This is a genomic window from Mesorhizobium maamorense, assembly GCF_044998965.1.
Lineage (GTDB): Bacteria > Pseudomonadota > Alphaproteobacteria > Rhizobiales > Rhizobiaceae > Mesorhizobium.
In genome coordinates this window covers 5,718,528-5,730,101 of record NZ_CP173356.1, presented here as the reverse complement: position 1 = coordinate 5,730,101, position 11,574 = coordinate 5,718,528, and the positions used below count along the sequence as shown (strand labels likewise).

Annotated in this window: 10 protein-coding genes; 5 read left to right on the top strand and 5 right to left on the bottom strand. The window is 65.0% G+C overall.

What is annotated here, in order from left to right; all coding sequences use genetic code 11:
• Positions 1 to 158: 158 nt before the first annotated feature.
• The 3 genes from ACIU1A_RS28640 to ACIU1A_RS28630 form a co-directional block, all read right to left on the bottom strand.
• On the bottom strand, positions 159 to 1,088 hold the full coding sequence (locus ACIU1A_RS28640; protein WP_404925846.1) for a carbohydrate ABC transporter permease: 930 nt from the start codon (positions 1,086 to 1,088) through the stop codon (positions 159 to 161).
• Positions 1,089 to 1,337: 249 nt separating this feature from the next.
• Entirely contained in the window at positions 1,338 to 2,597 is a 1,260-nt protein-coding gene (locus ACIU1A_RS28635; RefSeq protein ID WP_404925845.1) for an ABC transporter substrate-binding protein, read from the bottom strand.
• A gap of 117 nt (positions 2,598 to 2,714) precedes the next feature.
• Complete coding sequence (locus ACIU1A_RS28630; RefSeq protein WP_404925844.1) at positions 2,715 to 3,665, bottom strand: N-acetylmuramic acid 6-phosphate etherase; 951 nt, start codon at positions 3,663 to 3,665, stop codon at positions 2,715 to 2,717.
• A 196-nt stretch (positions 3,666 to 3,861) separates the two neighbouring features.
• Here ACIU1A_RS28630 and ACIU1A_RS28625 point away from each other — a divergent pair, with 196 nt between their 5' ends.
• From ACIU1A_RS28625 to ACIU1A_RS28605, 5 genes are read left to right on the top strand one after another with little or no spacing between them, the layout of a single operon-like run.
• On the top strand, positions 3,862 to 4,740 hold the full coding sequence (locus ACIU1A_RS28625) for an N-acetylglucosamine kinase (RefSeq protein ID WP_140625256.1): 879 nt from the start codon (positions 3,862 to 3,864) through the stop codon (positions 4,738 to 4,740).
• The gene (locus ACIU1A_RS28620; protein ID WP_140491609.1) at positions 4,737 to 5,519 is read left to right on the top strand and encodes a GntR family transcriptional regulator; all 783 of its coding nucleotides are present in this window, start codon (positions 4,737 to 4,739) and stop codon (positions 5,517 to 5,519) included. Before ACIU1A_RS28625 ends, ACIU1A_RS28620 begins: the two co-directional genes overlap by 4 nt.
• Positions 5,516 to 6,568 (top strand): SIS domain-containing protein, encoded by a 1,053-nt coding sequence (locus ACIU1A_RS28615; RefSeq protein ID WP_404925843.1) that lies wholly within the window; start codon positions 5,516 to 5,518, stop codon positions 6,566 to 6,568. Before ACIU1A_RS28620 ends, ACIU1A_RS28615 begins: the two co-directional genes overlap by 4 nt.
• Positions 6,565 to 7,743, top strand: coding sequence for an N-acetylglucosamine-6-phosphate deacetylase (nagA, locus tag ACIU1A_RS28610; protein WP_404925842.1), 1,179 nt, complete (start codon positions 6,565 to 6,567; stop codon positions 7,741 to 7,743). The genes ACIU1A_RS28615 and nagA overlap by 4 nt, the downstream gene beginning before the upstream one ends.
• A 9-nt stretch (positions 7,744 to 7,752) precedes the next feature.
• Positions 7,753 to 8,865 (top strand): NAD(P)/FAD-dependent oxidoreductase, encoded by a 1,113-nt coding sequence (locus ACIU1A_RS28605; RefSeq protein ID WP_404925841.1) that lies wholly within the window; start codon positions 7,753 to 7,755, stop codon positions 8,863 to 8,865.
• Between the two features lie 78 nt (positions 8,866 to 8,943).
• Here ACIU1A_RS28605 and ACIU1A_RS28600 read toward each other — a convergent pair whose 3' ends face one another.
• Both ACIU1A_RS28600 and ACIU1A_RS28595 read right to left on the bottom strand, forming a co-directional pair.
• A complete protein-coding gene (locus ACIU1A_RS28600; RefSeq protein WP_404925840.1) occupies positions 8,944 to 10,473 on the bottom strand; it encodes a malonate--CoA ligase in 1,530 nt (509 codons plus the stop codon).
• Between the two features lie 214 nt (positions 10,474 to 10,687).
• Positions 10,688 to 11,434, bottom strand: a complete 747-nt coding sequence (locus ACIU1A_RS28595; protein ID WP_140493447.1) for a GntR family transcriptional regulator — start codon at positions 11,432 to 11,434, stop codon at positions 10,688 to 10,690.
• Between the last annotated feature and the right edge of the window lie 140 nt (positions 11,435 to 11,574).

Sequence of the window (11,574 nt, the reverse complement as noted above, 5' to 3'; positions counted from 1 at the left end):
GCCATCTCCCCCGAAAGGGGGAGATTGGCAGCTTTGGCGCCGACACATCTCCTGCATCGCTGGTGGCTGGCGAAGGCCGTGACAACAGCTGATCTCCCCCTTGCGGGGGAGATGTCCGGCAGGACAGAGGGGGGTGCTCAAGCTCGACATATCGCCCCCTAAAACTGATATCGACGCAGGCGCGTCTGGATGAGGAAGAGGTAGACGCAGACACCGCCGAGGATGATCAGGAACATGATCGTGGCGATGGTCGCGCCCATGTTAGGGTCGCCGACCTGCAGCTGGAAGCCGAAGAATGCGCGGTAGAGGAAGGTGCCGAGAATGTCGGTCGAATAATTCGGCCCGGCGAGCGCGCCCTGCGCGGTGTAGATCAGGTCGAAGGCGTTGAAATTGCCGACGAAGGTCAGGATCGAGATGATACCGATCGAGGGCAGGATCAGCGGCAGCTTGATCTTCCAGAACTGCGACAGACCGGTGATGCCATCGCATTCGGCCGCCTCGATCACCTCGTCGGGGATCGACAGCAGCGCGGCGTAGATCAGCATCATGGGGATGCCGACGAACTGCCACACCGAGACCAGGCTAAGCGCGGTCAGCGCATACTGCTCCTTGCCTAGCCACGGCGTGAACAGGCTTTTGAGGCCGACCAGATCCATCATATGCGGTGCCACGCCCCATAGCGGCGACAGGATCAGCTTCCAGGCGAAGCCGACGATGACGAAGGACAGGATGGTCGGCACGAAAATCGCCGTGCGGTAGAAGGCCGAAAAGCGCAGCCTGGGGCTGGACAGAAGTGCGGCCAACAGTACGCCGATCGGGTTCTGCACCAGCATGTGGATGATGAAGAACCAGACATTGTTGCGCAGCGCATTCCAGAAATTCACCGACCAGTTGGGATCGCCGAACAGGGTGCGGAAGTTTGCCAGCCCGACGAAGACCTGGGATTGCTCGATGTTGCGGAACAGCGACAGCTGCAAAGTGCCGGCGAGCGGCAGAATCATGATCGCCGTATAGACGAGCACCGCCGGCGCCAGGAAGACGGCGATATGCCAGCGGAACGGTCTTTTCGGTCTGATATCTGCGGCCATGAGTTCGGTCCCCACCGATCAGGTCTGGGAAAATGCTTTCGACAACAGCGGTGCCCCTCATCCTTACCCTCTCCCGGTGAAGAACGGAGAGAGGAGGTCGCCAGCGTTGCGGCAACTCCCTTTCTCACCGTCACTGTACGGGGAGAAGGTGCCGGCAGGCGGATAAGGGGCGGCGCCGTCCTTCGCAGTCGATGCTATCGAAAAACGCTGGGCCGTCCACTTGGAACGGCCCAGTTCATTGCCCGAGCCTTACTTGGCGGGCTTGTACCAGCTGTCGAGGCCGTCCTGCAGCTTCTTGGCAGCGGCTTCCGGCGTATCGGTGCCGTTGATGACATTGGCCGATTCGACCCAGGTCTCGTTCTCGAGGTTCGGCGTGCCGCGCGACAGGATCTGGTAGGTCGAGCGGATCGTCGACTTGCACTTGCCGCGCCAGGAGACGAACTCCTGCGCCAGCGGGTCTTCCATCTTCACCGGCGAGGAGTTCAGGCTGAAGAAGCCCGGCAGCGCGTTGGCGTAGATGGTGGCGAAATCCGGCGAGGCCACCCAGGACAAGAAGGTCTTGGCCGCATCCGCATGCTTGGAGCCCGCATTCAGGCCCATGCCGATATCGGTATGGTCGGAGATGTAGCAGGTATCGCCGGCCTTCTCGACCGGCGGCGGGAAGGCACCCATCTTGAACTGGGCCTGGGTGTTGAACAGGCCGATTTCCCACGAGCCGGCCGGGTAGATGGCGGCGCGGCCGAGCGTGAACAGGTTCTGGCTGTCCGGATAGGTCTGCGCCTCGAAGCCGTCGCCGAGATAGGGCTTCCACTTGGCCAGTTCCTCATAGGGCGCGACCCAGTCCTTGTCGGTCAGCTTCTGCTCGCCCTTGATGAGGGCCGCGCGGCCTTCCTCGCCCTTCCAGTAGTTGGGGCCGATGTTCTGGTAGCCCATGGTCGCGGCTTCCCAGAGATCCTTGGTGCCCATCGCCATCGGGATGTAAGTGCCGTCGGCCTTGATCTTGTCGAGCGCGGCGAAGAACTCATCGCGGGTCGCCGGCACCTTGATGCCGAGCTTGTCGAAGGCGTCCTTGTTGTAGATGAAGCCATGGATGACGGACGCCATCGGCACGCAGAAGGTCGCCTTGCCGTCGTCGGTCTGCCAGGCGGACTTGGCCACCGGCGAGAAGTTGTCCATGCCGGGCAGCGAGGAGAGGTCGGCGAGATTGCCCTTCTTGAACAGCTCGAGCGACTTGTCGAACGGGCGGCAGGTGATCAGGTCGCCCGCCGAACCGGCGGCGAGCTTGGCGCCGAGAGCCGCGTCATATTCGGTCGGCGCCGAGGGCGCGAACACCACCTTGATGCCGGGGTTCTTGGCTTCGAAAGCCGGGATCAGCTTGTCCTTCCAGATGGCAAGGTCGTCGCCGCGCCAGCTTTCGATGTTGAGCGTTACGTCCTCGGCGTAAGCCACCCCGGCGGAGCCGAGAATGCTGGTGCCCAGAAGCAGTGCCGTCAGTAGTTTCGTTGTCATGCTCAGTCTCCCTGTTGACCTTTTTCAGGTTCGGTTTTGATGAGAACAGAGGCGTTGCGCCCCTTGCTCCCCTCGCAAGCCTGCTTCACCCCGATGGACACCGGGATGAAACAGGCTCTATTTCTTTGTTCGAGCATGATCTTTTCCGAGAAGCGGTCTCCACTTTTCGGGATCATGCCCCAGCGCGGAAAGGGCCGGCCGCAGCTTCTGGCCGGCCTCTTCCAGTATCTTCTGCGCCGTGTCGGCGCTGTCGGCGCCGGCGGCAAGCAGAATGGCGGTCTTGACCGCACCGCCGCTCTTTTCGAGCAAACGGGCCGCGTCGTCGCGGCTGCCGCCGCTGATGGCCGCGACGATCCGCGCCGCGCGGTCGCGCAGCTTGCTGTTGTCGGCCATGAGATTGACCATGTAGCCGTCATGGACATGGCCGAGATGGATAGCGGCGAGCGTCGACAGCATGTTGAGGGCGATCTTCTGGGCCGTGCCGGCGCCCATGCGCGTCGAGCCGGCGATCACTTCCGGCGGCGTTTCGAGCAGGATGGCGGTTCCAGACAGACGCAGCAGAGCCGAGTCCCGGTTGTTGGCGATGCCGATGGTGGCCGCACCGCGACGGGCGGCTTCCTCGATCGCCCGCAGCGCATAGGGCGTCGTGCCACTGGCCGAGATTGCGATCAGGCAGTCGCCCTTGCCGATGCCGGCGTTGGCGACCGCCGTCGCGGCCTCCCCGGTGTCGTCTTCGGGGCCGCCGGCCAGCGTTCTGAAGGCCTCATCGCCGCCGGCGATCAGGATGGCGATGCGGTCGCGCTGAATGCCGAAGGTGCCAGGCAGTTCCAGCGCATCGGCAAGCGCCATCAGGCCGGAGCTGCCGGCCGCGGCATAGGCGAGCTTGCCGCCGCCCTTCAGGCTGCCGGCGATGATCTCGGCCGCTTTGGCGATGAAGGGAATGGCGTTGCGCACGGTCTTCGCCGCCTCGACCTGCGCATCGGCCAGCGAAGCAAGGATGGCTTCGGGAGCCTGGATATCCAGCCCCTCGGCGTTCCTGTGCAGCGCTTCGGTGCGCGTTTCGGCCATCCCAATTCCTCCAATTCGGAAACAATACCAAAAAATACCACTTGTCCACACGCATTAACGAATTCGCGGTCTCGAAATCGCTGGCGCGGGTAAATGACCAAGTTTTTCAATAAAACGGCTCTAATCTTTTTGCAGCGGAAATTAACCCTTGGCTATTGGTATTTTATTGGTATTATCGGCCTGGAGGAGAAATCACGTGAAATTCGTGCTTGGCATCGATGGCGGCGGCACCAGCTGCAGGGCGGCCCTGGCAATGGCGGACGGCACGGTGCTCGGCCGCGCCAAAAGCGGCGCCGCCAACATCCGCACCGACCTGACCGGCGCCCGGTCGAACATCGTCGAGGCGGCGCGGCAAGCCTTTGTCGCGGCTGGCCAGGATCCGGACCTGATCCCGCAAACACCGGCCATTCTCGGCCTCGCCGGCGCCAATGTCGGCACCTACCGGCAGCAGCTCGAGGCGATCCTGCCGTTCAGCACCAGCCGCGTCGAAACCGATGCCGAAATCGCGCTGGAAGGCGCGGTCGGTTCCGGCGACGGCGCCATGGCGATCCTCGGCACCGGCACCGCCTACATGGCGCGCAAGAACGGCAAGTCGCGTGCCATCGGCGGCTGGGGCTTCCAGGTCGGCGACCAGGGCAGCGGCGCCCGCATCGGCCGCGACCTGCTCGAACAGACCCTGCTTGCCCATGATGGCGTGCGCGCGCGTTCGGCGCTGACCGATAGCATGATGGCCGTGTTCCGCGACAATCCGGAGGATGTGGTCGAATTCACCACCAATGCCAAGCCCGGCGATTTCGGCGGCTTCGCCCCCAAAGTGTTCGAACATGCCGAAAAAGGCGACGCGGTCGCCAACTGGATCCTCGACAAGGCAGTCGCCGATGTCGAGGCCTCGCTCGGCGCGCTGGAGTTGGCGGACGACGCGCCGCTCTGCCTGCTCGGCGGGCTGGCGCCGCTCTACGCGCCGCGCCTGTCGGCACGCTACCGGGCGCTGCTTCGGGAGCCGCTCGACGATGCGCTCGGCGGCGCCGTGCAGATGGCGGTCCGCCTGTTCGCGCCGAGGGGAGCGGCTCGATGAGCGACGCCGCCGACCAGATCTTCGCCGCGCTGAAACAGTCCTCGCAAAGCGGTGCGCCGCTCTACCTGCAACTGCGCAAAAGCATTGAGGATGCCGTCAATCGCGGCCTGATCGGGCCCGGCGACGCGCTGCCTTCCGAGCGCGACATCGCCATCAAGGCCGATATTTCGCGTGTCACCGTGCGTAAGGCGGTGCAGGACCTCGTCAAGGGCGGCATCCTGGTCCAGCGCCACGGCTCCGGCACCTTCGTGGCGCCGCGCATGGAGCGGGTCGAGCAGTCGCTGTCGCGGCTGACCTCCTTCACCGAGGACATGGCGCGGCGCGGCATGGTTGTGCGCTCGGCCTGGCTCGACCGCGGCCTTTACGCGCCCTCGCCCGACGAGATGATGGTGCTTGGCCTGTCGTCGAACGAATTGGTGGCGCGCGTGGCGCGCCTGCGCATAGCCAACGACACGCCGCTGGCGATCGAGCGCGCCTCGCTGTCGGCCAGCGTGCTGCCGGACCCCGCTGGAATTGGCTCCTCGCTCTACGCAGCCCTGGAATTGACCGGCAACAGGCCGGTGCGCGCGGTGCAGCGCATCTCGGCCGCCAATCTCGGCGACGGCGACGCGCGCCTGCTCGAAGTGCCGCCGGGCATTGCCGGCCTGCACATCGAGCGTATTTCCTATCTGGCGAGCGGCAAGGTGATCGAGTTCACCCGCTCCATCTACAGGGGCGACGCTTATGATTTCGTCGCCGAACTGCGGCTGACAGGGCCGAGCGAAGAGGGCCGACCATGACGACCGAGCCGAACAAATCGACGGAGCCGACCCATATGCGGCGCGAGATCGAGGAGATCCCGCAAGCCGTCGCCCGCCTGCTCGACGGTTCCGGTGCCGTACTTTCCGAAGCCGGCCGCGGCATTCGCGAGCGCGACCCGCATTTCGTCGTCACCGTGGCGCGCGGCTCGTCCGACCATGCCGCTACTTTTATGAAGTACGCGGTCGAACTCACCGCCGGTCTTGCGGTGGCTTCGGTCGGCCCTTCCATCGCTTCGATCTATGGCCGCAAGCTCAGGCTCGGCGGCTCCGCGTGCCTGGCCATCTCGCAGTCGGGCAAGAGCCCCGACATCGTCGCCATGGCCGAAACCGCACGGGCAGGTGGCGCGCTGACCATCGCCGTCACCAACACCGCCGATTCACCGCTGGCGCGCGCCTCGGACCATGCGATCGACATCCTGGCCGGGCCCGAGCGCAGCGTCGCGGCGACCAAGACCTTCGTCAATTCCGCCGTCGCCGGCCTTGCTCTGATGGCGCATTCCACCGGCGACGAAGCGCTTCTCAAGGCGCTTGCCCGCTTGCCCGAGCATTTCGGCAAGGCGATCGCCTGCGACTGGATGAGCGTGCTCGTCGAAACGATCGAAAAGCAGAAGTCGCTGTTCATCCTCGGCCGCGGCCCATCCGCGGCGATGGCTAACGAAGCGGCGCTGAAATTCAAGGAAACCTGCGGCATGCATGCCGAGGCCTACAGTGCTGCCGAAGTCATGCATGGCCCGCTGGCGCTGATCGGCCCCGATTTTCCGGTGCTGGCCCTGGCCGCGCGCGACGCATCCGAACCGTCCGTGGCCGAAGCCGCCGACAGCCTGGCGGCCAAGGGGGCGCCGGTCTTCGTCACCTCGATGCTGGCGAACAAGGCCACACGCCTGCTGCATGTCGCCACCGGCCATCCACTGACCGATCCGCTGACGCTGATCGTCTCCTTCTACGTGTTCGTCGAGGCCCTTGCGCGCCACCGCGGCCTCGATCCGGACACGCCGCGCAACCTTCGCAAGGTGACGGAGACCGTATGAGCGACCGTTTCGCCCTGACTGGCGCCCGTATCTTCGACGGCGACGACTGGCATGACGGTCATGCCCTCGTCGTGCGCGACGGTCTGGTCGAGGCCATCCTGCCCACCGGCGCGCTTGCCGCGGATATGCGCCGCGTCGACACCGGCGGCGGCATGCTGACGCCGGGCTTCGTCGATATCCAGGTCAATGGCGGCGGCGGCGTCATGCTCAACGATCATCCCGATGTCGCCTCGATCGAGACCATCTGCCGGGCGCATGCGCCGTTCGGCACCACGGCGCTGCTGCCGACGCTGATCACCGATACAGCTGATATCACCGCCGCGGCGATTGCCGCCGGCGAGGCGTCGGCACTGCGGAAAGTGCCGGGGTTCCTCGGACTGCATCTGGAAGGTCCACATCTCTCGATCGCCCGCAAGGGCGCGCATGACCCGGCGCTGATCCGGCCGATGACGGACAAGGACGAGGCGATGCTGATCGCGGCGAGAGCCAAGCTCCCGGTGCTGCTCACCACGATCGCGCCCGAATCCGTCGAGGCGACCCGCGTGACGGCCTTGGCCAAGGCCGGCATCATCGTCAGCCTCGGCCATTCCGACAGCGGCTACGCCACGGCCAAAGCATTCAGCGAGGCCGGCGCCAGCGTGGTCACGCATCTGTTCAACGCCATGAGCCAGATCGGCAACCGGGAGCCGGGACTGGCGGGCGCCGCCATCGACATCGGCGGCCTGTCCGCGGGACTGATCGCCGACGGCATCCATGTCGATCCCGCCACCATCGCAATAGCGCTGCGGGCCAAAGAGGGGCCGGGCAGGATCGTGCTGGTCACCGACGCCATGGCGACGATCGGCACCGACATGACCTCCTTCACGCTCAACGGCCGCACCATCTACCGCAAGAACGGCAGCCTGCGGCTTGCCGATGGAACGCTGGCCGGCGCGGATCTCGACATGATCTCGGCTGTGCGCTTCACTCACCGCAGTGTGGGCGTGGAGCTTTCCGAGGCCTTGCGCATGGCCTCTCTTTATCCGGCGCAGGCGGTCGGCCAGTCGCACCGGCTCGGCCGCTTCGCCAAGGGCACCGCCGCCGACATCGTTGCGCTTTCGGACGATCTCGACATCAAAAGGGTCTGGATCGGCGGCGACAAGGTTTTTTCGACCAGCGCCGGCGGGCAACGGTGAAAGCCGGCAATGCCTGACGTCGATTGCGTCGTCGCCGGAGCCGGCGTCGTCGGGCTCGCCATCGCCAGGGCGCTCGCCCTGTCGGGCCGCGAAGTGCTGGTGGTCGAAAAGGCCGCTTCGATCGGCACCGTCACCAGTTCGCGCAATTCGGAAGTCGTTCATGCCGGGCTCTATTACGCGCCCGGAAGCCTGAAGGCGCGTTTCTGCGTCGAAGGACGCGAACGGCTCTATACCTATTGCCGCGAGCGCGGCATCGGCCATCGACGCACCGGCAAGCTGATCGTCGCCGTCGAACCGGGCCAGCTGCCTCGGCTCAATGCAATCCGGGCCAATGCGGAACAATGCGGCGTCGACGACCTCGATTTGCTGACCGCCGCGCAAGCAGAAAGCCTCGAACCGGCGCTGAGCTGCGCCGGGGCGCTGCTGTCGCCGTCGACGGGCATCGTCGACAGCCGGGGGCTGATGCTGTCGCTGCGCGGCGACGCGGAGGCGGCCGGTGCGTCGTTCGCCTTCCTGACCGCCGTCGCAGCGGCGACGGTCGAGGCCGACGGGATTCGTATCACCACGCGCGATGGCGACGGCGAGACGTTCGCGTTGAAAGCCGGCGCTTTCGTAAATGCCGCAGGGCTCGACGCGCAGGCGCTGGCCGGTAGCATCGAAGGGTTCCCGCCAGAGCTCGTGCCGCCGCTCTGGCTGGCGCGCGGCAACTACTTTTCGCTTTCGGACCGCTCGCCATTCTCGCGGCTGATCTATCCAGTGCCGGTCAATGGCGGCCTGGGCGTGCACCTGACCCTCGACCTCGGCGGCAGCGCGCGCTTCGGCCCCGACGTCGAATGGATCGGCCAGGCGGACTATACGGTCGATCCCGGCCGCAGCACGGTCTTCTATGACGAGATCCGGCGCTATTGGCCGGATCTGAGGGACGGCGCCCTGCTGCCGGCCTATGCCGGGATCAGGCCGAAACTGTCGGGCCCGAACCAGCCGGCGGCCGACTTCATGATGCAGGGGCCGGCCGACCACGGCGCGGGCCGGATCGTCAACCTGTTCGGCATAGAGAGCCCGGGCCTGACGGCAAGCCTGGCGCTGGCCGAGCATGTCGTCGGTCTCTTGTTCCCCCGATAGTGCCCAGGCGACCGCACGAAACTGTCGCGATGCCTCCCGTCCAAACAAGCGGGATGAGGTATCCTTGCCTGGATCGACTTAGCTGGCGGGACTGCTTATGGAAAAAAGGTCCTTGTAGGTATCGCGCAGCAGGTTCTTCTGCACCTTGCCCATGGTGTTGCGCGGCAATTCGTCGACGAAGACCACGCGCTTGGGATGCTTGTATTTCGCTACGCGCGCGGCAATGGCATTGAGTATCTCAGCAGCGGTGACGGTCGAAGCCGGCAAGCGAACCACGACGGCCGTTACGCCTTCGCCGAAATCGGGATGGGCAACGCCGATGACGGCACTTTCCAGGACGCCGTCAAGCGCGTCGATCTCGCTCTCGAGCTCCTTGGGATAGATGTTGTAGCCGCCCGAGATGATCAGGTCCTTGCCGCGGCCGACGATGTGGACATAACCGTCGGGGTCGATCATGCCGAGATCGCCTGTGATGAAGAAGCCGTCGGCGCGGAATTCCGCTTTGGTCTTTTCCGGCATGCGCCAGTAGCCGGAGAAGACATTCGGCCCCTTGACCTCGATCATGCCGACCTCGCTTTGGGCAAGCGGCCTGCCAGTGTCAGGGTCGGCGATGCGCAACGACACGCCGGGCAAGGGAAAGCCGACGGTGCCGGCGCGGCGCTCGCCATCATAGGGGTTCGAGGTGTTCATGTTGGTCTCGGTCATGCCGTAGCGCTCGAGAATGGCGTGGCCTGTGCGCTCGCGCCAGGCCCTGTGCGTCTCGGCCAGCAGCGGCGCGGAGCCGGAAACGAACAGGCGGATGTTTCTTGCCGCCTCGCGGGTCAACCCGTCCTGCTGCAAGAGCCGGACATAGAAGGTCGGCACGCCCATCAGCGCCGTGGCGTCCGGCAAGAGCGCGACGATGCGCCCTGCGTCGAATTTCTGCTCGAACAGCATCGAGGCGCCGGCCATCAGGATGACGTTGGTGGCGACGAACAGCCCATGGGTGTGGAAGATGGGCAGTGCGTGGATCAGCACATCGTCCGATGTGAAGCGCCAATAGTCGACCAGCACGCGCGCATTCGAGGCGAGGTTCTCGTGGCTGAGCATGGCGCCTTTCGAGCGGCCGGTCGTTCCCGACGTGTAGAGGATCGCCGCAAGATCGTCGGGACCGCGCGCGACGTCGTGGAAGTCGGGCGATTGCCGCGACGCCTGGTCCGCCAGCGATCCTTCGCCCTTGCCGTCGAGGGTGACGGCAAGAGCTCCGCATTTTTGCGCCAGGGCGTCGATGTCGGCTACCCGTGCCGGATCGCAGACGACCAGCCGGGGCTCGGCGTCGCCGAAGAAATAGGCGAGTTCGGCCAGCGTATAGGCGGTGTTGAGCGGCAGGAAGACGGCGCCGGCGCGCAGGCAGGCGAGGTACAACAGCATAGCTTCCGGGCTCTTCTCGACCTGCACCGCGACCCGGTCGCCGGGCTCGACGCCAAGTTGCAAAAGCGCATGCGCCAGTTGCGCCGAGCGCGCCAGCATGTCGCCATAGGTCAGCACGCGGCCGTCATCCGTCCGCATCAACAGGCGTCCGGGCTTCGGCATCCGGGACCGGAAAATGTCGAACAGATGATTGCTCATGAGGTCTTCCTGCGTCTGGCGGCCAAAGGCATGCATCCGACGGAGCCGGGCCTGTCTTCCGGTTCGGCCGCTTGCACGGCGCCAGACTGTTGGTGGTTCTTGCCGACCCGTCAAGCCCGCAAGGGCTGCTCCACGCGGCCGCCATGATCATGTCGCCGGCGAAAAGCGGAAGGCCTCGGCGGTGGGGGGCAAAGGCTTGAGGCGCGATGCGGCGCTACCGTGGGGTGCGCTCGGCCCTGGCGCTGGCCGGCTCTGATGCTTCGACCTGCTTGAAGCGCTCCATGCACATGGCTGCCGTCAGGCGATAGTGATTGAGCAGGGCTTCGACCGCGGCGTCGGCATTACCGTCCAGCGCATTTTCCGCGATCAGGCGGTGCTCTGCAAAATCGTCGCGCTGGACGCCTTCGCCGTTACTGGCCATTCGCCGGTAGCGGTAGGCGTGATCGGAAAGCTGGTCGCAAAACCCCACCAGCCATCGCGACCGGCAGGCCGAGATCAGCGCACGGTGGAAAGTGCGGTGCAGTCTCTCCCAGTCCGGATTGAGCGACGACAGATCCGTTGGCATGAGACGTGAGGTGCGCCCCAACCGATGCAACGCCAGAACCAGCTGTTCTTCCCATTCGGCGGTGCGGTGGGCGATGGATTCGCGAAGCGCCCGTTCCTCGAGCCAGCAACGGGTACGTGTCAATTCCTCGAGCTCTGCCGCGCTGACCGGCATGATGAAGAAGCCTCGCTGGTCATGCCGACCGAGAAGCCCTTCCGAAGCCAGGCGATTGAGAGCCTCACGAACCGGGGAAGCGCCGGCGCCATATTTGGAAACAACCCACTCAACCCGCAGCTTGCTCTCGGTTTCAAAGGCGCCCCGCAGAAGATCGGCACGGAGTTGATGATAGACAGTGCTGGCGAGCGTACTCTTCGAGCCTGTGCCGTCGTCATTCAGATTGGCAGCTGCGTATGTCAAGATCGGCTCCTTGTCCCCAAATCTTGTCCTGGGCAATTCGAGTCCGAGAAACAGTTCCCTTTCCGTACACGTACCCTACCGCGCACGCTTCGACGCGCTCAAGCGGGAGATCGCGTCATTGTACTTTAGAACAAAGAAAT

Excerpts from the sequence above, each read along its gene's own strand:
- ACIU1A_RS28600 (WP_404925840.1), bottom strand. The coding sequence starts at position 10,473 with ATGAGCAATCATCTGTTCGACATTTTCCGGTCCCGGATGCCGAAGCCC.
- ACIU1A_RS28640 (WP_404925846.1), bottom strand. The coding sequence starts at position 1,088 with ATGGCCGCAGATATCAGACCGAAAAGACCGTTCCGCTGGCATATCGCC.
- nagA (WP_404925842.1), top strand. The coding sequence starts at position 6,565 with ATGAGCGACCGTTTCGCCCTGACTGGCGCCCGTATCTTCGACGGCGAC.
- ACIU1A_RS28630 (WP_404925844.1), bottom strand. The coding sequence starts at position 3,665 with ATGGCCGAAACGCGCACCGAAGCGCTGCACAGGAACGCCGAGGGGCTG.
- ACIU1A_RS28605 (WP_404925841.1), top strand. The coding sequence starts at position 7,753 with ATGCCTGACGTCGATTGCGTCGTCGCCGGAGCCGGCGTCGTCGGGCTC.
- ACIU1A_RS28635 (WP_404925845.1), bottom strand. The coding sequence starts at position 2,597 with ATGACAACGAAACTACTGACGGCACTGCTTCTGGGCACCAGCATTCTC.
- ACIU1A_RS28615 (WP_404925843.1), top strand. The coding sequence starts at position 5,516 with ATGACGACCGAGCCGAACAAATCGACGGAGCCGACCCATATGCGGCGC.
- ACIU1A_RS28620 (WP_140491609.1), top strand. The coding sequence starts at position 4,737 with ATGAGCGACGCCGCCGACCAGATCTTCGCCGCGCTGAAACAGTCCTCG.